This is a genomic window from Streptomyces coacervatus, from assembly GCF_029223485.1.
Classification (GTDB): domain Bacteria; phylum Actinomycetota; class Actinomycetes; order Streptomycetales; family Streptomycetaceae; genus Streptomyces; species Streptomyces coacervatus.
This window is the reverse complement of sequence record NZ_JARHTP010000044.1, coordinates 1-18603: the sequence shown is the minus strand read 5'-3', so window position 1 is coordinate 18603 and position 18603 is coordinate 1. Positions and strand designations below refer to the sequence as shown.

General features: G+C 66.8%; 14 protein-coding genes and 3 pseudogenes. 12 read left to right on the top strand and 5 right to left on the bottom strand.

The window, feature by feature from the left end:
- Window positions 1-150: 150 nt before the first annotated feature.
- A pseudogene (locus P2Q00_RS50120) lies at window positions 151-1206 on the bottom strand (IS701 family transposase); the annotation flags it as partial.
- Window positions 1207-1593: 387 nt separating this feature from the next.
- Here P2Q00_RS50120 and P2Q00_RS50115 point away from each other — a divergent pair.
- From P2Q00_RS50115 to P2Q00_RS50100, 4 genes and pseudogenes are all read left to right on the top strand, one after another.
- Window positions 1594-1980 (top strand): annotated as a pseudogene (locus tag P2Q00_RS50115) (IS21 family transposase); the annotation flags it as partial.
- A 605-nt stretch (window positions 1981-2585) separates the two neighbouring features.
- Entirely contained in the window at window positions 2586-4043 is a 1458-nt protein-coding gene (gene ltrA / locus P2Q00_RS50110) for a group II intron reverse transcriptase/maturase (RefSeq protein WP_275781763.1), read from the top strand.
- A gap of 190 nt (window positions 4044-4233) precedes the next feature.
- The gene (locus P2Q00_RS50105) at window positions 4234-5160 is read left to right on the top strand and encodes a transposase (RefSeq protein WP_275781762.1); all 927 of its coding nucleotides are present in this window, start codon (window positions 4234-4236) and stop codon (window positions 5158-5160) included.
- A 101-nt stretch (window positions 5161-5261) separates the two neighbouring features.
- Complete coding sequence (locus tag P2Q00_RS50100) at window positions 5262-5936, top strand: Type 1 glutamine amidotransferase-like domain-containing protein (RefSeq protein ID WP_275781764.1); 675 nt, start codon at window positions 5262-5264, stop codon at window positions 5934-5936.
- 47 nt (window positions 5937-5983) lie between these two features.
- Here P2Q00_RS50100 and P2Q00_RS50095 read toward each other — a convergent pair whose 3' ends face one another.
- The 3 genes and pseudogenes from P2Q00_RS50095 to P2Q00_RS50085 all read right to left on the bottom strand — a co-directional run bounded on the left by P2Q00_RS50095 (window position 5984) and on the right by P2Q00_RS50085 (window position 9021).
- Window positions 5984-7582, bottom strand: a complete 1599-nt coding sequence (locus P2Q00_RS50095; RefSeq protein WP_345601038.1) for an ISL3 family transposase — start codon at window positions 7580-7582, stop codon at window positions 5984-5986.
- Window positions 7583-7723: 141 nt separating this feature from the next.
- Window positions 7724-7922: pseudogene (locus P2Q00_RS50090) on the bottom strand (transposase); the annotation flags it as partial.
- A 181-nt stretch (window positions 7923-8103) separates the two neighbouring features.
- The gene (locus P2Q00_RS50085) at window positions 8104-9021 is read right to left on the bottom strand and encodes an alpha/beta hydrolase (RefSeq protein ID WP_275781760.1); all 918 of its coding nucleotides are present in this window, start codon (window positions 9019-9021) and stop codon (window positions 8104-8106) included.
- Between the two features lie 365 nt (window positions 9022-9386).
- Between P2Q00_RS50085 and P2Q00_RS50080 the strand changes: the two genes are divergently transcribed.
- Together P2Q00_RS50080 and P2Q00_RS50075 are read left to right on the top strand one after the other, a co-directional pair.
- On the top strand, window positions 9387-9938 hold the full coding sequence (locus P2Q00_RS50080) for a hypothetical protein (protein ID WP_275781759.1): 552 nt from the start codon (window positions 9387-9389) through the stop codon (window positions 9936-9938).
- 169 nt (window positions 9939-10107) lie between these two features.
- A complete protein-coding gene (locus P2Q00_RS50075; RefSeq protein ID WP_275781758.1) occupies window positions 10108-11463 on the top strand; it encodes a terminase large subunit domain-containing protein in 1356 nt (451 codons plus the stop codon).
- A 4-nt stretch (window positions 11464-11467) separates the two neighbouring features.
- Here P2Q00_RS50075 and P2Q00_RS50070 read toward each other — a convergent pair whose 3' ends face one another.
- Complete coding sequence (locus tag P2Q00_RS50070) at window positions 11468-12307, bottom strand: abortive infection family protein (protein ID WP_275781757.1); 840 nt, start codon at window positions 12305-12307, stop codon at window positions 11468-11470.
- Window positions 12308-12572: 265 nt separating this feature from the next.
- On the opposite strand from P2Q00_RS50070, the gene P2Q00_RS50065 reads away from it, so the two are divergent.
- The 6 genes from P2Q00_RS50065 to P2Q00_RS50040 all read left to right on the top strand — a co-directional run bounded on the left by P2Q00_RS50065 (window position 12573) and on the right by P2Q00_RS50040 (window position 17787).
- Window positions 12573-14312, top strand: a complete 1740-nt coding sequence (locus P2Q00_RS50065) for a hypothetical protein (protein WP_275781756.1) — start codon at window positions 12573-12575, stop codon at window positions 14310-14312.
- A 604-nt stretch (window positions 14313-14916) separates the two neighbouring features.
- Window positions 14917-15588, top strand: a complete 672-nt coding sequence (locus P2Q00_RS50060; RefSeq protein WP_275781754.1) for a hypothetical protein — start codon at window positions 14917-14919, stop codon at window positions 15586-15588.
- A 117-nt stretch (window positions 15589-15705) separates the two neighbouring features.
- Entirely contained in the window at window positions 15706-16134 is a 429-nt protein-coding gene (locus P2Q00_RS50055) for a head decoration protein (RefSeq protein WP_275781753.1), read from the top strand.
- Window positions 16131-17180 (top strand): major capsid protein, encoded by a 1050-nt coding sequence (locus P2Q00_RS50050; RefSeq protein WP_275781752.1) that lies wholly within the window; start codon window positions 16131-16133, stop codon window positions 17178-17180. Before P2Q00_RS50055 ends, P2Q00_RS50050 begins: the two co-directional genes overlap by 4 nt.
- A complete protein-coding gene (locus tag P2Q00_RS50045; RefSeq protein ID WP_275781751.1) occupies window positions 17177-17395 on the top strand; it encodes a hypothetical protein in 219 nt (72 codons plus the stop codon). Before P2Q00_RS50050 ends, P2Q00_RS50045 begins: the two co-directional genes overlap by 4 nt.
- A gap of 71 nt (window positions 17396-17466) precedes the next feature.
- Window positions 17467-17787: a hypothetical protein gene (locus tag P2Q00_RS50040; RefSeq protein WP_275781750.1), complete on the top strand. Its 321-nt coding sequence runs from the start codon at window positions 17467-17469 to the stop codon at window positions 17785-17787.
- The last annotated feature ends 816 nt before the right edge of the window (window positions 17788-18603 follow it).

Genomic DNA, 18603 nt, shown 5'->3' with positions numbered 1-18603 from the left:
GCGCCGGCCTGAGCCTCTACCGAGTCGCCCGCGAACTGCAGTTACTCCTCGCGGTCTGGACCGGCGCCTGCCCCACCTGTCACCGCAACATGCCGGAACCGATATCAACCTGACCAAGCACTACTAGTACTCCAGCCGGAGTTGTGATCTTCATGGTTGGAGGGCGGTTTGGCGGCGGTAGTGGCTGCGGCGGGCGCGGGCTTGGTGGCGTCGGCGCCAGGTGGACCAGCGCAGTCGGTGTGTGAGGTCGCGGGCAGGCTGCGCGATCCAGGTAGTGAGCAGGCGCTGGATTTCGTTGCAGGTGAGCGGGATCAGTCCATCAGGGCTGGTCCCGTCGTCGGCGAGGGTGTGGCGTTCGAGGGCGGCGGTGACGGCGAGGAAGGCATGGGCGAGCAGGGCCAGGGTGACCCAGCGGTGCCAGGAGTCCCAGCGGCGGACCTGGTGCTCGTCCAGTCCGGTCAGGGTTTTCGAGCTTTGGAATGTTTCCTCCACCGTCCAGCGGCTTCCTGCGACCTTGACCAAGGTGGACAGCGGCGCTCGGCGGGGCGAGTAGCAGCGGTAGAAGGCCAGTTGGCCGGTGCGGCGGTTGCGGCGGACCATTAGCCAGTGGTGTCCGGGGCCAGCGGGCAGGTCGAGCAGGGCCCAGTCATGCCAGCGGTGTCCCTTGGCGCCGGCTCCCGCGGAGATCCTCTGCCAGGCCCGTTTCGGTATCCGGGTGGCCAGGGCGTCGGCCCGGAAGCGGCCGGGACCGACGGTGAGGTGACGATTGCTGGCGACGGCGAGCACGTAGCCCAGCCGCCGCTTCTCAAGGATGGCGTGCAGGTGCGGATTGTCGCCGTAGACCTCGTCGCCTGCCGCCCATGCGGCCCGGACGCCGGCGTCCAGTGCTCGTTCGATCATCTGCGCGGCGAGCTGCGGCTTGGTGGCGAAGCCAATGTCCGGGGGCACGCTGGCCCGGCGGCACCGCTGTGGGTCGGAGGTCCAGGACTTCCGCAGGTACAGCGCGCGGTCGATTCCTGCGTGGCCGTGCCGGGAGGTGTAGGTGAGGTAGACGGCGACCTGGGCGTTCTCGATCTGCCCGGCGGTACCGGTGCACTGGCGCTGCACACCAACGGTGCGGGTGCCCTTCTTCAGGTCGCCGGTCTCATCCACAACGAGTACCGCCTGGTTGTCGGCCAGGTGCTCCAGCACAAACGCCCGTAGGTTGGCTGTGTGCGTGGGTAGTGACACCGCCTGTCGGTCAGCGATGACACCGCCCGCTCTCATCGGGAAGCGGTGTCGATGAGTTTGGACACCACCCGGGTGCTTGCGGTGGGACCATCATCGAGACCGGCACCGACTCCTTCCGCCTCGCCCAGACCCGGGCCAGGGCCGAGGCCGCAGACTGACGACAGCGGGCCCTTCCTCGACAGGTGCCGCGGGCGGGCCGACGGCCACCATCACGACACCGGGAAGCCGCTATGACGGCGGAAGTGCAAAGCTCCCCGCAGGCGGTCTGATCGGCTCCCCGCAGGCGGACACGGAATGTCCCCGCTGATGGACGCGTGATCCCTCTTGGCTGTCTAGACCACACGGCCTGTTCTCTTGGCCGGTGTGAAGAGCAAAGAGGAGATCATGGAGATTCTGGAAGCGTACGACCTCACGGGCAGTTACCGTGCGGCGGCCGAGCTGGCCGGGGTCGACCACCACACCGTGAAGCGATATGTGGAGCTTCGCGGCCAGGGCGGCGACCCGACGAAGCGGCAGCAACGGCCAAAGATGATCGACGAGTTCATGTCGAAGATCGAGGAACTCATCGAACGCTCCGGCGGCCGGATCGGCGCCGACCGGGTGCACGAGAAGATCACGGCGATGGGGTTCACCGGCACCGGCCGCACCACCAGACGGGCAGTCGCCGCGGCGAAGGCGTCGTATCAGGCCGGCCACCGAAGAGTGTTCCGCCCATGGATTCCCGAGCCCGGCTTGTGGATCCAGTGGGACGTGCGCCATGAGGTGCTGTGTTTCGAAGGAGGTGCAAGACCTTCTCGGTCTTCCTGTCGCAGCAGGGGACTTGAAGCTGAGGGCAGTCTGAACCGGGAGGTGCCGGGGAGGGCGGAAAGCAGCCCTGCCAACGACGGGACGGGCCGGTACTACCAGACGGCTCGGGCCCGGCAAGCAAGGCGGATAGGTACAACGCGAGTGAACCAGTGGTTGACCTCTCGAAAGGAAGCCCACCGGCTCCAACCTGGTGGATATGGGCCGGGATGCAGTACGCGTCGACTGGTGTCGTATGTGTCGACGACTTCGGCATCGGATGTATTGGCCGATGCCGAAGGCCACGGTGAAGGTCTGCGGCGTAATCGTGGCGAGGCTGCCGGGAGAAAGCTGGGTGCCGCCCCCGCCGATCGAAGCACAGTGAACATGGGAACCGCTTCACGGCTGCCCAACCACCCACGCCACCAGCGTGGTTGGGGGCAGACCCACCGTCGGCTGACGGCCGTGGAGCGGGGCGGAGCCTTCGTAGTAGTCCGAGGACGGGAAAGCCGTCCACATGGCGAAGGAAGGCAGCGAGTCCGCAGCAAGCGGACTGGAAGGGCAGGAGGCCGGTGGTGAACACCGCCGCACCGTCGCCGGACCCGGCTGCGGTCTGGGGACGGGTACTGAGGATCCAGCGCAAGCTGCACCGATGGGCGACCGAAGACCGGTCGCGCCGTTTCGATGATCTGTTCAACCTCGTCTGCGACCCGGCGACGCTCCTCGCGGCGTGGGGTCGAGTGCGGGGCAACAAGGGTGCCCGGACGGCCGGGGTCGACGGCCGGACTGTCAGCAAGATCGAGGGCGGTCAGGGCGTCGAGGTCTACCTCGACGAGCTTCGGGCGTTACTCAAATCCGGTGAATTCCAACCGGTCCCGGTCCGGGAGAGGCTCATCCCCAAGCGCAACGGCAAGATGCGCCGGCTGGGCATCCCGACCATCGCGGACCGGGTGGTGCAGGCGGCTCTGAAGATTGTCCTGGAGCCGATCTTCGAGGCGGACTTCGAGCCGTGTTCCTACGGCTTCCGTCCGAACCGGAGAGCACACGACGCGATCGCCGAGATCCACTACTTCGCCACCCGCCGCTATGAGTGGGTGCTGGAGGGTGACATCGAAGCGTGCTTCGACGAGATCGAACACACGGCCCTGATGGGCCGAGTGCGTCAACGCGTCGGAGACAAGCGCGTGTTGCGCCTGATCAAGGCGTTCTTGAAGGCCGGGATCCTGTCTGAGGACCAGGTCACCAGGGACACCCGCACCGGAACACCCCAGGGTGGCATTCTCTCGCCGCTGCTGGCCAACATCGCTCTGTCGGTCCTGGACGAGCACTTCGCCCGGCTCTGGCAGACGACTGGCCGCACGACATCGGCGAGAGCGTGGCACCGTCACCGCGGCGGAGCAACGTTCAAGTTGATCCGGTACGCGGACGACTTCGTGGTCATGATCAACGGTTCGCGGCATCACGCCGAGGAGCTGAAGAACGAGGTCGCGACGGTGCTGGAGGCAGTGGGGCTGCGTCTTTCGCAGGCCAAGACCACCATCGCCCACATCGACGAGGGGTTCGACTTCCTCAGCTTCCGCGTCCAGCGGCACCGCAAGAGGGGGACGGACAAGCAGTACGTCTATACCTATCCGAGTAAGCCGTCGATGCAGGCGGTGAAGCGGAAGGTCAAGGCGATCAGCCGACAGAACATCGGACACTCACTCGACGAACTGCTCATTCAGCTGAACTGGCTGACGAAGGGGTGGGCGAACTACTTCCGGCACTCGGCCGCCAAGGTGAGTCTGAACTACCTGGGCTACTACACGTGGCATCGGGTCTGGCGATGGATTCGCCGAAAGCACCGCCGCGTTCCCTGGAAGCAGCTCAAGCGCCGCTACCAAGGCGATCAGGTCGGCGCGACCTGGTGGCCCGAGCACGACGGGGTGCGACTGTTCAATCCGGCGAAGGTGGAGATCGTCCGCTACCGATATCGGGGAGCCCGCATCCCGAACCCATGGAGTGAGAGAGCGCAACCGGCCGCCGGATAACCGTCGTTTGGGCTCGTGGAGAGCCGGATGCTCGGCCAACGGGCACGTCCGGTTCGGAGGGCGGTCCGAGGAAACGGGCTGGTCGAAAGGCCAGTGCCGCGCCTCGGGCCGACCCTACTGGCACGACGGCTCTGGTCGGCTGCGCTGGCGGGATCCGAAGTCCCACAGGGACCGTCTCAGCCGGCGTGACATGGCCCGCAGGGCCGCGCTGCCGCCGGGCGCGGAAGGTCGTCCGGACCCCGACACGGCCAGCGTTCCGTGGGCCAGCACGGAGATCGTCTCGCCTTATGACCCTGAGGCCCGCTACTGCCAGAAGCTCACCGCGGCCGGGAAGAAGCACTGGATCGGCTATCGCGACCACCAGACCGAAACCTGTGACGACGGCCCGCGTGTGATCGTGCAGGTCATGACGCACCCGGCGCCCGAGCAGGACATCGATGCGCTCGACGCGATCCACCAGGGACTGGTCCGGCAGGGCTTCACCGGCCTGGAGCACTTCGTCGACGCTGGATACGTCACCCCCGAGTCGATCCACCAGGCGGCCGGCGCCCACGGCTTCGTGCTGACAGGGCCGGTCCGCCCCGACCCCCGGGCCCGCGAACATCCCGGCTTCACCAAGGCGGACTTCATTCCCAACTGGGAGACGCACACCCTCACTTGCCCCCGGGGAGTGACCAGCCCTGCGTGGAAGCCGACCCTTGGTGACGGGCACGAACGGCTGTCCGTCCTGTTCCCTAAGCCTGCCTGCCGGGCCTGTCCTGACCGGCTGGAGTGCACTGGCAATACCGACGGACGAGGCCGCCACATCATCCTGCTGCCTCAGCAACTGCAGGAGATTCAGACCCGGGTCCGGCGCGAGCAGGACACCCCGCAGTGGCAGCAGCACTATGCGATCCGCGCCGGCTGCGAAGCCACCGTCTCCGAGACGGTCCACGCCCATGGCCTACGGCATTGCCGCTACCACGGAATCGCCAAAACCCACGTCCAGCACGTCCTCACCGCCGCCGGAACCAACATCGTCCGACTCGGCGGGCACTTCCCGCCAGGCACCATTCCGCTCCGGCCGCCCCGACGCACCAGCCAATTCCAGCGTCTCTGCCGTCACTTGACCCAGTGAAGATCGCCAACAGCATCCTTCTTGTGGTGGGCTCACTGACGGTGACGTCAGTGGCATGTGGTGAGATGACCGCGCTCTGTCAATTCCTCGAGAAGGACATGATGAAGCTTCTCCTCACCGACTCCGGTATCAAGAACGCGAGCATCCAGGATGCGCTGGTCGACCTCCTGGGTAAGCCGATTGCCGAGTCCAGCGCCCTCTGTATTCCCACTGCGGGGTATGGGGGTCCGTACGCCGATCCGGGCGGGCCCTGGCGATTCATCAGCGGACGATCTCCCAGCCCCATGACCGAGCTGGGGTGGAAATCGGTGGGCGTGCTGGAACTCACAGCGCTGCCCAGCATCGAGGAGGCGCGCTGGGTCTCCTGGGTCAGGGAGGCCGACGTCCTGCTGGTTAACGGCGGTGACGCGCTGTACCTGGGTCACTGGATGCGGGAATCCGGGCTGGCAGACCTCCTGCCGTCGCTGCCCGACACCGTCTACGTGGGACTCAGCGCCGGGAGCATGGTGATGACCCCCCGCATCGGGCAGGACTTCGTGGGCTGGAAGCCGCCAACAGGCGGCGACAGCACGCTGGACGTCGTCGATTTTTCGATCTTCCCGCACCTGGATCATCCGGCTTGTCCGGAAAACACCATGGCCGCGGCAGAACGATGGGCAGCCGCGATCGCAGGTCCGGCGTACGCGATTGACGAGCAGACCGCCATCAAGGTGACCGACGGCACCGTCGAAGTGGTCTCCGAAGGCCACTGGAAGTTGTTCAACCCGGCCTCATGAAGCGTTCTTCCGGAGCGAGTTCGTAGCGCAGTGCTAGGGGCGGCGATTCACGGAGCGAGGAGAACTCGCTTGCGGAGGAGCTCGAATCCAGCGCGGCCGAACATCTGCCGCTTGAGCATCTTGATGCGGTTGACGTGGCCTTCGACAACACCGGAGTTCCAGGGCAGTGAGAGGCCGGCGATGACGGCGTTGAGGTCGCGTTCGAGGTGCTGGGCGAACCGTCGAAGACCGGGCAGGTCGGTGGTGGCGGTGGCCGCTTCGATCCATTTCGGCAGGTGGTCGCCTTGTAGTTGGGTGAGCATGTGGGCGAAGGCGCGTACGTGCTCGGCCAGTGCTGTCAGTTCGGGGCAGTTGGCCAGGACTGCCTTGAGCTGGAGCCGGTCGCCTTCGGACAGGGCATCGGGGTGGGTGAGGATCCAGCGAGTGACAGTACGGGCCGATGGTGGCCTGGGCCCGACTCGCTGGGGCTTCGTGCGAAGCGTCCTGCTGACGTAGTTGCGGACGTTGCCGTACCCGTGCGGGTAGCCCTGTTCCTTGATCTCCTCCCATAGTTTCCAGGCGTTGGTGCAGCCTTCCTGCCAACGCTGTTCGAGGTAGGGCTTGTAGGCGTCTAGCCTGGTCGAGCGGCTTTGCCACTGGCCGGTGAACAGCTCCTCCGGAGTGGCGGCGCGGGAGAAGCGGAGGATGGTGTTGAGGGTCATGCCGAGCTGCCGGGCGACGGATCGCTTGCTGTGGCCGGCGGCCAGGAGAGCGTGGATCGTGGCGTGCTTGGCGCGGGTGCGTTCGGCGAACCGGTGGCCCGTCGGCCATTGCGATGACGCGGCCAGTTCCGTTTCCTCCTGCGGTTCGTCTGGCGGGGCCGGAGCGGTGCTGAGGCAATTCCGGTGCCGGTAGACACACTTCTCGGCGGCCTCGCCCAGGTTGTGCCAGAGGTGCCACCGGTCAGCGACCTGGAGGGCTTGCGGGGCTCCGCGGGTGGCGCCTTCGGCGAAGAAAGGGGCGCGGTCGCGGCAGACGATCTCGATGCCGGGCCGCTCGGCAAGCCATGCAGCGAGCGTGTCCGCCTCACGGTCAGGCAGAAGGTCCACCGGGCGGCGCGTCTCGACGTCCACGAGCACAGTTCCGTAGATTCGGCCCTTGCGCTGGGCGTATTCGTCCACGCCGACTACGCGGGGTGTCGCGACGCGAGGATCCGGCAGCGAGGCGATCAGCCTGAGCAACGTGTTCCGGCTGACCGAGGTCCCGAAGACGTCGGTAATCCGGGCGCCGGCCCGACCCGCTAGCGCGAGACCGACCGAGACCAACGCGGAGCGCAGTCGCTCGGTCCGTCGGCCGAATCGACGAGTGAGCCCTGGCACCTGCTCGGCGAAGGTCTTGCGCGGACAGGATTCCTCCGGGCAGACGAACCGGCGCACCCTCAATGCCACCACAACGGACTTGCCCGCCGTTGGTAGATCATGCGGAAACCGCAGATAAGAGCCGTGTATTCGCTCTGACGGGCATCCACAGCCCGGGCAGGTCGCCTGCCGGGCAGTGCTCAGGGCCTCGACTCGGACGACCAGGTCGGTCACCTCGACCGACTCCACCAACACATTCTCCAGCGAGGAGAACAGCAACTCTTCGAGTTGCGGCCGTACTTCGTTCACGGCGCTGCACTGTCGGCCACACCGTCCACCGGCCGGGCGATTTTCGGGCTATCTCAGCCACCATCACGAGAAGATCGACAGTCACGCTACGTACGCGACCACACGAAGTGGACCAGAGCCCGTTTCCACCTACAAAGCCAGTAGGTCGTCTCGCACGAGGTCGGCGTCCCATTTCGCCCGGGCGAGCAGGTGCTGCAGCCCGTCCGGGCTGGTGCCCCCGGCGTGCTCGGCAATCGTCCAGCAGTTCTTGCGCGGCAGATCCGCGAGCAGACCCAACACCAACTGCCGTGCCCTCAGCCGGGGGTTCAACCCGCCCGAAACGGCTTGCGATCCGGCCCATCAAACCCTCGAACACCGCCTGCCAACGGACAGGAACTACGCTGCGGCCCCCGGCCACCGATTCATTTTCAGTCCACACACCTGAGGATGATCGCGCTGATGGCCTCAGCCATCTCCCCAGCGGGCCCAGCGAGATCACACCTCCGGCTGGCGGAGGATCCTTCGAGGACCGCGGCCAGCTCCTACGATTGCGTAAGCCGCTCGCGCAACCAGGAGTCGACGCCGCTGAGCGCCGTCCTGGCCATTGCCGTGGGATGGCCCGTGAAGCCGTGGGGCGAGCCGGGGTAGACCCGGAGTTCGACGTCATTGCCAGCCGCCGACAACCGACCTGCCAGCGCCAGGTTGTCTTCGAGCAACACGTCTGCGCTTCCGACGACCAGCAGCGTTGGGGGCAGCCCGCTAAGGACGCCGTAGATGGGAGAGATATCGGGAACAGTCCGGTCTTCCACATGGCCGGCGTATGCCTGGATGAAGTATTCGTCCGCGATGCAGCGACCGGCCGGGGTTCGTGCGCTCAGGTCATAGGTGCCGAATTGGAGTGCAGCGCCGGTGAATAGGCCGACGGCACCTTTGTCTCTCAGCCGAAGCAGGGTTGTCAGGGCGAGTGTGGCTCCCGCGGAGCTTCCGCCGATCGCAAGTCGGGATGTTCCGAAACGGACGTCGGCTTCTTTGACGAGCCAGAGCGCCGCCGCTTCGCAGTCGTCGGGCGCCGCGGGCCAGGGGTGCTCAGGGGCCAGTCGGTAGTCGACGCTGACAACGGCGAGGTGTAGGGCGTCTGCGAGCTCGCGGTTGCGTTTGTCTCCTCGCGCTGCGGAGTCCATGTAGAAGCCGCCGCCGTGGATGTCCAGGTAGACGCCCCGTGGCGGACCGCCGATAGGAGTGAAGATCCTGACAGGGACGCGAGCTTCCGCGGCTTCGATCGTCTCTTCGATGGCAGGCGGATCGGTGGCCCGTGGGGCGGACCTCTTCGCCCGTGCCTCCTTAAGCTCCTCCAGCGTGCTGGGGCCACGGCCAGCCGCCCTCGACTTGTAGAAGTCACGGGCTTCATCGACCTGCTCCGCAGGCACGTCAGCGAACAGTGCGTCAAGCGCGAATCGCACGCGCCCTCCTCATCACTCAAGTCTCAACGCAACGCTATCGCCGGACTGCGGCGCCGGGTCCGCCGCCCTCAGGAAACAGCGCACACCCACCTACACGTCTTCGGACGGCTCTGACGCGGTGGCCGTGCCGCGTCCACCCATTCCCGAGGTGTCAACCCAGGTCACGACCCGATCTTCGGCTGTAGTACTAGCCGACTGCGGAGCCGCCGAAATCCCGGTGGCCCTGCAGTCCGTCCGATCACCCGCGGCGACGCGCCGGACACTGGCCTCAGACAGCCCTCAGCTCGACCGGGTGCGCGAGACGAGGGTGCTGCGCTCCGGTAAGGGATCATGGGTGGTAGGCGCGGGGCCCAGGGAGTTGTGTCATGGGCCGCCCCAACCGCGCCACGCGGGCTGCCATCACCCAGCGCCGCGCGGACGCCATTGATCTGAAGCTCGCCGGCGTCGACTGGCTGACGATCGGCCGCAAGCTCGCAGCCGACCCAGCAATCAACTCGGACGGTGTCGCGTACCCGCAGGGGTATGGCATCGACAAGTACAAGCGGGGTCTGGAACCACCGTCCGACAAGCGCCTAATCGAGCTGGCCTGCAAGGACGTCTCCAAGGCCCTTGTGGAGCGCACCACAGTGCTGGACGAGAACACCGACGAGCTGCGCCAGCTCATGGTGGAGCGCCTCGAGCGCCTCTTCTTCACTGTCTACCGGGCCGCGATCCGCAGCGGCGACTATCAGGCCGTGGACCGCGCCGTGCGGATCATCGAGCGCAGCAGCCGCCTCCTGGGACTCGACCGGCCCGTCCGTACAGAGCTGTCAGGTCCGGACGGTGGGGCGGTGCAGGTCGAGACCGCAGGACTCGAGGAGCTGGAGCGGCTGATCAGCCTCGCCGGGGGCGATGCGGGCGAGGGTGGCCAGGGCTGACGAGGCCGCGGTCCTCCAGCTCTACCGGTCGCTTCCCGTACAGCGCCGCCGCGAGATAGCCGCAGCCTCCACCCCCGAGCTTCGTGCACAGCTCGTACGCATCGAGCGCGAGCTGGCGATGGACCGCTCCCCTGGCGCGATGGCCTCCGTCCTCACAGACGGGCGGGAGATGCAGGCCCCGCACCTGGCAAAGATCGACGCAGCATTCGAGCAGGTCGCTGCCGGAAAGCCGACCAAACTACTGCTGACGATGCCACCGCGGCACGGAAAGAGCCGCCGGGCAGCCAGGTGGGCACCGCTCTGGTATCTGCGACGTCGCCCAGAGCACCGGGTGATGATCGCCTCCTACTCCTCTGATCTCGCCGATGATCACGGCAGGTGGATTCGGGACGCGGTCCTCACCCACGGCCCGCAGATCGGCATCAGCCTGCGCAGCGGCTCAAGTGCGGCGAACCGCTTTGACTTGGCTGGCGCCGAGGGCGGTGCCGTCATGGCCGGTGTCGGCGGTGGCCTCACCGGCAAGGGCGCGCACCTGGCCGTCGTGGACGATCCGATCAAGGACGCTGCCGAGGCTGCCTCACCGACGATGCGTAAGCGACTGTGGGAGTGGTGGCAGGCCGTCCTGCTGACCCGCATCGAGCCCGGCGGGTCCGTGATCTTGATCCAGACCCGCTGGAATGAGGATGACCTCGCCGGCCGTGTCCTGGCAGACGAGGGTGACCGGTGGACAGTCATCGACCTCCCCGCCCTCGCCCTTTCCGAGGACGACGCGCTCGGCCGCCCCATCGGCACCGCGTTGTGGCCGGAGCGGTACGACACTGACGCGCTCGCCGAGATCCGCAGGTCTGTGGGCGAACGCGTCTGGTGGAGCCTCTACATGCAGCAGCCACGCCCGCAGGACGGCGGTGTGTGGCAATGGCAGTGGATCACAGGCAGCCGTCTAAGCGCCGACCAGTTCCGCGGCATCGACCTCGCACGGATCGTCGTCGCCGTCGACCCGGCAGGCGGAGAGTCCGCTGTCGGTGACGAGACCGGCATCGTGGCCGCAGCCAGCGACCGCGAGGGACACCTCTACGTCTTGGATGACCGCTCCGGCAATCGCGGCGCCGACGCGTGGGGTCGGGAGACCTGCCTCCTCGCGATCGAGCTACGCGCCGACGCCATCGTGGTGGAGGCAAACTACGGCGGCGACATGAGCCGCCAGATCCTCCACCAGGCGTGGCAGGACCTCCAGCGCGAGCAGCGCACCGAGAACATGCTGATGCCCGCGGTCCTGTCCGTTACGGCCAAGCACGGTAAACGGCTCAGAGCGGAGCCGATCGCCCAGCTGTACGAGCAGGGCCGGGTCCACCACGTCGGCGAATGGCCGAAGCTCGAACAGCAGATGGTCACTTGGGTGGCAGGCATGGACTCGCCCGACCGTATGGATGCGGCCGTGCACGCGTTGACGCAGCTCGCCGATCCACAGCACACCGGCTTGAGTGCGACGTCGTATCACGATGGTCGTCTGTCGGGGCGGCGATGATCGGCTAACCCTGCTCCGCAGCGTGGGCTTCGATGTAGAAGGTCGCAGCAGTGACGGCCGCAGACACCGCCAGCCGCGCGGTCGCAACATCCAGTGTGGGGCGTTGGCTTAGGCCGTGCCCGGTCCCGAACCCAGCGTTCCGCAGCTCCGCGATGCTGTTCACGAGATTCGTGAGAGCACCGAGCGCCTTGCGGCGCTGTTCGGCCCCTGGGTCGCTGCCCCGCGCTCCCGCCGGGTCCAGGCCCAGAGTGATGTTGGCCTGCTTCAACAAGTACGGGATGTCCTTCTTCGTTTCTGGTCCGTTGCCGTGAAGGCCCAGCACTGCCTTCAGGACGGTTTCCAGCAATTCCTTGGCTGATCCGATGGCTTGGGCTGGATCGTCTCGAATGCCACGCCGGATGCGGGCGGCGTGTTCGTCAACGTCTACAAGGCCCAGCTGCTTGGCTGCCGCCTGTAGTTCGTCCACACCGACGTCGGCCACTCGGCTTCCGTAGATGTCGCTGAAGAGGACGGGCTCGTGCTGGGCCAACCACTTGGAGAGTCCGAGCATTCGTTCGACGATGGCGAAGTTCGCTTCATCGATGGCCCTGGTCGAGATCCGGCGAGGACCGGCCCCGATGTGCCGGCCAGACGGCCGGAGGATCGCCTCGACCATGTCGAGCACATGGCCGGAATAGTCGTCGTCGTTCCAATCCAGACTGCGGAGGAGCCTGGGGTGCTCCCGGACTCGGTCGGCGTACCCCGTCTCGTAGCCCAGGGTCAGCCAGTCCCCGCGATCGAACTTGGCCTCAATGGCCTTCGCGACCGCGAGCACGACCCTCTCGGCCTTCACATCCCGCCGCATTGTCTCTCCCCGCACCATTTCAATGAGTCACGGTATCGGTGAGCGGGCAACGCGCACCCGTGTTCCCCGGCGGCTACCGCCCTCTCCCTGAGGGCGGTTACGTCGGGTGGAGTGCAAGCCGATGCGAGTGACCTTGGCCCGTCGCAGTCCAGCGGCTGGCTCACATACTCTGAAAGTGGCGCGGGGCCGACGTTACGGACCTGTCCCTGTGGGCCTGCGCACTTTCCTGACCGACGCCTGGTCGTGGCTGAACTACAAGCCGGTAATGGCCAGCACTCACGATGGGCGCCCGCACCGGGCCCTCTCGCCCGAGCTGCAGGCGACCTGGCTCCCCGATGATGCGGTGCGTCGCCTGGCGGCGTACAAGCTCCTGGCGGCCTACGACTCCAATCAGGCGGGCGAGCTCGCCACCCTGGCAGGCAACGAGTCCGCGGCCGAGCGCAGGGAGTTCGGGGACCCGGCAACTTTCGTAGACACTGCCCTCGCCCATCTGCTGGGGAAGTCGCAGCAGATCGTCGTGCCGGGAGCCGAGCACGCAGGCGACGACGCAACTCCCGAATCAGCGGCTGCTGCCGAGGTGCAGCAGCGACTGCGGAACTGGGCGGAGGCGGAGCTGCTGCCGCTGCGGATGCAGGCCGCCGAGCGGAAGGCCGTGCTGCTCGGCGACGGGCTGTACCTGCTGGCCTGGGACCCGGAGAAACGCCGCGTTCGGCTCAAGACCTACGACCCGGGGTTCTACTTTCCCGTCGTCGAGGACGATGCCGACCCGGGGGACTTTCCCCGCCGTATCCATCTGGGCTGGGAGATACCCGAGGATCCCAAGCGTGGGCTGAAGCCGAGGGTCCGCAGGATCACATACGAACTGGGACCCGTAGTGCCAGCTACTCGCAGCAGCACGGACGGGAACGGACAGGCGCGGCGCCAGCCGATCGTGGGCGACACCGGCGGCCACGTTCTCGAGGTCGGCGACCGGTACGTGCCGGAGTCGGACCGCATCGAGCGCACCTACCCGTGGGCGCCTGACCGTCCGTCGAAGGTCACCTGCTATCTCACCGACGCCGAATGGTTCCTCGACGACCTGCGCCACGGGCAGAGCCTTGACGATCTGCCACTGGACAAGGCGCACTTCCGCAGCCGCCCCGACGGCGAAGTCCTGCATCGCCTCGATCTGCAACTCGACTTCATCCCGATCGTCCACATCAGCAACACCGTCGCCGACGGCGAGCACTTCGGACAGTCCACCCTGGCAAAGGTCATGCAGACCCTGGACGAGCTGGCCGAGACCGACACCGACTCTGCTCGCGCCTCCGCGACGACAGGTGCACCCATCATCGGCCTTGCCGGGGCACGTGCCGAAGTCGACCGCGTCACCGGCCGCCCCAAGCCCCTGGCAGTCGAGCCCGGCACGGTCTTCCAACTCGCCGACGGCGGACGGATGGACGTCCTCGATACTTCTGGGCAGCTCTCGGAGCTACGGGCCAGGGTCGAGGAGATCCGAGACCGGGCAGCCGTCAACGCCCGCCTGCCCGCTGTGAGTCTGGGCACCGTCGACCCCTCCGACGTGCCGAGCGGCTACGCGCTCCAGCTTTCACTCGGGCCGTTGGATTCCCTGGTGGACTCCATGCGTCTGGCCCGCGCCCACAAGTACGCGCTGCTCCTGAAGATGGTGCAGCGCATCCACCAGGCCGGCCGAGCCGAAGGCTGGCCCACGGGCCAACCGCTGGCCGCGCGCATCGTCTTCGGCCCGCACACCCCCACAGACCGAACAGCGATCCTCGATGAGGTCGTCAAGGGCGTGTCCGCCGGAGTGCTCTCATTGGAGACTGGGATCCGCATGCTGCAGGACGCCGGGTACCCGATCGAGGATGCGCGAGAGGAAGTCAGCCGGATCACTGCTCGGCAGGAAGCCCCGGTGCCGGTGCGTCATCGGGCGGCAGCTTCATCTTCCTCATCCCTTCCCGCTGCTGATCAACGGGCTGACGAAGATGCTCTTCTTCGACGGTGACGAGGTTCCCTCCGCCGACCTGGACCTTGTAGGTACCCTCACCGCCGGGCAGGCCCTCAATGCGCGTCACGTAGAAGCACCAACCCGCGAAATCGCCGTACGAGCTGGGCAGCACCTCGCCGGTACTGGACTCGACGCCCGAGGCCAACTTGCTCTTGCCGGAGGCGTCGTAGACGACCACGGCTCCCCCGGCAAGATTGGGGGTGCATTCGCCGCTCTCACCCTTGGACCCGAGGTCCGTCACAGGTGACGCACCAGCTACCAAGGCGGTGAAGGGGCTGCGGTCCACCCACGGCTCCCATGCCCATAGCGAGACTCCCGCAGCGACGACCACTGCGGCCGTGACACCCCCTATCGCCGCACGGCGCTTCTTGAGCTGCTCGGAGCCCTTCGCCCGGGACACAGCAGGAGATATCAGGTTAGATCCAGGAACATCAGACATAAGTTGATCATCTCAGGTCTGCGCCAACCGACAGCCAACGCAGCAATGCGCCAGCGTGGTTGGCCTACGAGATCCGAGTGGCCAGTGCCGGGCAGCGGATGTGTTCTTGGCATCCGTAGACTCGATCACGGCGCGGGGCCGTCGTGGGAGTAGCACCACTTGATGACCCGCAGCCTGCCCGCTCCGCGTACCGTGCTCGGCTACCGTCAGGACGGCCGCCCGATCTTTCCGGTTCTCGGCGCCTCCTCCGACGATCCGTCGAACGACGAAGTCACCGTCAGCATCAGCCAGAAGCAGCTCAATACGCTGATGGCCCGGGAGAAGGATCAGGGCGGCCGGGCCTCGGTGCGTGGCCTGATCGAAAAGCTGGGCTTCTCCAGTACCAGCGCGCTTGAGGACTACCTCGCCGGTATCCGGCAGGCCGAGCAGGAGCAGCTGTCCGAGGCGGAGCGCCGGGAGCAGGCGGTGATCGAACGAGAGAAGGCTGCTGTCGCTCGCGAAGCTGCGGCCCTTGTTCGTGAACGTGACGCTGCCCGTCGAGTTGCCCTCGCCGGCATTGGGGCGACCGGTGCCGATCTGGACGACGCCGTGGCGCTCCTGCGCGTCCCGGACGACGCGGACGGCGACGCCCTCAGCGAGGCGGTACAGGAGCTGAAGACTCGCCGCCCCGAGCTGTTCGCCAGCGTCACCGCAGGCGCCCGGCAACTTCCTGCTGCTCCTGGCGGTGCACCTGCCTCGGTCCCGCCGCCGCGCCCCGGCAGTGTCGACCACAAACCCGGTTCGGCCGGTCTGGAAATGGCCCGCCGCCGCGGCATCCTCCCTGCCTCCGAATAGCAACCGACTGGCCCCGGTTCGGGTCTTCTTGGGGACCACGCCCCTGCCTTCCTCCTCGTGGACCGCGCCACAACCGGTGAGTGCGCGACCGCACCAGTACCACCAGGAGAAGCGGCGTTGATCCAGCCGTACACCACCTCCGTCACGGTGACCGCTGACCGGGACTGGCTCGCCTCCCGGCACGGCACCGACTCCACGGAAACCGTCACCCTCGATCTGTCGAAGTTCGCCAAGGCCACTCACTACGTCGAGCCTTCAGCGGGCCAGCCGCACGGCTATGTACGCTCCGGCGTCCCGATCGGCCGCATCACCGTCTCTGGTCTCTACGGTCCGTACGACCCGGCGGCGAAGGACGGCCGAGAGGTCCTCGCCGGTCTCGTCTACGCCGAAGCGGCGTTCACGCCCGGCACCACCAAGGTCCCCGCGGCGTTGTTCTGGCACGGCACGGCGAATACCTCCAAGATTCCCGGCGGAATCGATCCCGCGAAGATCGCCTTTAACCCGTCGGGGGCGCAGATCCGCTTCCTCGGGGCGGTGAGCGCATGAGTGTCGCCGACCTCCTCAAGGGCGTCTCCGTCGCCGACCTGACGGTCTACGCCCGGTCCATCCCGACACCTGCTGACTACCTCCTCACCCAGACCGTCTTCGGCGAGACGCAGGTGAAGGACGTCAAGTGGCGGGTGCGACAGTCCAAGCGGCGCGTCAACACCGCCTCTTACCGCGCCTATGACGCGTCCGTGCCATTCGCGAAGCGGCAGGCCGAGTCCACGCAGACCGAAGGCACCCTCCCGGCACTGGGCCAGAAGCTCCTGATCGGCGAGATGGAGCAGCTGCTCCTCGACGCTTCCCGCGGCGCGGACGACGACCGCCTGGTGGAGCTGCTGTACGACGATGTGGAGCGGCATGTCGAGGCGATCCGCTCCCGCCTGGAGCTCGCAGCCGGTGATGTGCTGCTAGACGGCAAGTTCAGCCTGGCAGGCGAAAACGGGCTGACCATCGAGGTCGACTACGGCGTACCGCAGGCCAACATGCCGACCGCCCCGAAGCCGTGGAGTGCCCCGGACGCGGATCCGATCGCGGATGAGCTGCGGTGGATCGACTACCTCGACTCGATCGGCGCGCCCTCGCCGGAGATGGTACTCACCTCTCGTAAGGCGTGGTCGCACCTGGCCAGCAACCAGTCCTACCGGGCCGCCTATTACGGCACACCGGCCGGCAGTCAGACGCCGACCGCGACGCTCAACCCGGAGCAGATCAACTCCGTGCGCGGTACGTACGGTCTGCCGCCGATCACGTTCTACAAGGCGCAGGTGTGGCAGGACGACGTCTCGAAGCGGGTCCTTCCGGAGGACCGGTGGATCATGCTTCCGCCGGACCGGGCGAAGTGGGGCCAGACCCAGTACGGCACCACCACCGAGTCCCTGGCCCTGTCCCGCGGGACGAACCCGCAGATCGAGCGGGAAGACGCCCCGGGCATCGTCATCACCCGTGATGTCGAGGATGATCCGGTGCAGATTTGGACCAAGGGTGCCGCCGCGGCGATGCCGGTCCTGTACTCGCCAGACTGCCACATCACCGCCACCGTCCTGTGAGCGCCGCCGTCAAGTCGCTCGGAGTGCTCGCCGCGAACGTCCATGTTCTCGACCCGGTCGAGCGCATCCCCATGGTGCTGCTCGCCGGCGAGCCTGTGACGGACCCGGCGGTGGCCGAGCAGATCACCAACCCGCGTTGCTGGGAGGGCGAACAGCCGCCCTCGCATGACGCAGCACCCGATAAGCCGTCTGCCCGGAAGGCGAAGCCCGCCTAGGGCAGACCCGCGTGGTGGGGAGAAGCGGGCGCCTCGCTCCTCCCCACCACATCTCTTGGATCAGGACCTGTGTGAACAGCGACGTACTGCGCTGGCTCCAAGCCCAGCTCGGCCCCGAAACCGACTCCAGTGACCTCGCCGCCCGCTACGAGCGACTGCGATCAGCCAAAGCGGTAGCCCTGGAGATCATTCATGAGCGCCTCGCCGCGCTCCTCGCCGAACCGTTGAAGGTCACGGTCAACGGAGTCGCCACCATCGACAACTCGGCCAACGTCTCCGCCCTGGAACGCCGTGCAGCCCTGATCGTTGATGAGGCGGCACCCGACGAGTCGGTCACCGCGGACCACGGCCTTCTGACCACTGTTCCGTTGTGCGCCAGACGAAGGCGGTGAACGCATACTCGTGTTCCCGGATTAGGAGTGACCGGCAGCCCGACGCGGCTACTCGGAGGGTGCGTGCCTGAGTTGGGATCGGGTCGTTCAATGGTGGGTAGTTCTGGCGGGGCGGCGAGAGATGCCGTACGAGGGCTCTCCCGAGTGGTCGAGGAATCCACATGCGTGGCGCGTTCTGGATGCCAGATAGTGGCTGCATGGATCCGGTTGTCGTTGCCCGCGCCGTTGCAGAGGAAGGGTATCCTGCCGCCCGAGCAGCGATTTTGGGAGGCAGCGTGCGACGGAACACCGCACGCCCTTGTCCGACTTGAACATCGTGGTGCTGTTGCACGGCACGCCCGACCGACAGATCGTCCGCACCGGGCCCCCAGAGCCACCACGAAGATCACGCACCACCCGTGACCCTTCGAGACGAAGCCCTCGTGCCCCGATCCACGCCGTGCGCGCTGCACCAGCCGTGCTGCCCGCACTCGCCGCCCTGCTCAGTCGTAGCTGTATGAGGTCGTTGTGGCGCCGGAGCTTGGTGCAGTTGGCGCTCACGTCAGGATGGAGTTCTTGCGCAGCAGCCGAGGGCGCCGATCGTGCGACATCCGTGCGCCTGCGCGCCGCACCCCCGAGCGGTACGGCAGCAACCGGGTAGGGCAGCATCTGCTCAGCTTCCGCCTGAACTGTGAGGGGTCATTATGCGTTGGGTGTGGCTCTTCTCGAGTGAGATCGCGAGTCAACCTGGGGGTTCGTGTTTGTGCCGGTCGGGTGGGGGATAGAGGCGTTCGCGTTCTTTCTGGGTGTGGTAGGTCCAGTAGGCCGGGAAGTCGC

What these genes read in the sequence shown, in the direction of transcription:
- P2Q00_RS50105 (WP_275781762.1), top strand. Translation starts at nt 4,234, where the DNA reads ATGGCCCGCAGGGCCGCGCTGCCGCCGGGCGCGGAAGGTCGTCCGGAC.
- P2Q00_RS50100 (WP_275781764.1), top strand. Translation starts at nt 5,262, where the DNA reads ATGAAGCTTCTCCTCACCGACTCCGGTATCAAGAACGCGAGCATCCAG.
- P2Q00_RS50080 (WP_275781759.1), top strand. Translation starts at nt 9,387, where the DNA reads ATGGGCCGCCCCAACCGCGCCACGCGGGCTGCCATCACCCAGCGCCGC.
- P2Q00_RS50075 (WP_275781758.1), top strand. Translation starts at nt 10,108, where the DNA reads ATGCAGGCCCCGCACCTGGCAAAGATCGACGCAGCATTCGAGCAGGTC.
- P2Q00_RS50070 (WP_275781757.1), bottom strand. Translation starts at nt 12,307, where the DNA reads ATGCGGCGGGATGTGAAGGCCGAGAGGGTCGTGCTCGCGGTCGCGAAG.
- P2Q00_RS50065 (WP_275781756.1), top strand. Translation starts at nt 12,573, where the DNA reads ATGGCCAGCACTCACGATGGGCGCCCGCACCGGGCCCTCTCGCCCGAG.
- P2Q00_RS50060 (WP_275781754.1), top strand. Translation starts at nt 14,917, where the DNA reads ATGACCCGCAGCCTGCCCGCTCCGCGTACCGTGCTCGGCTACCGTCAG.
- P2Q00_RS50050 (WP_275781752.1), top strand. Translation starts at nt 16,131, where the DNA reads ATGAGTGTCGCCGACCTCCTCAAGGGCGTCTCCGTCGCCGACCTGACG.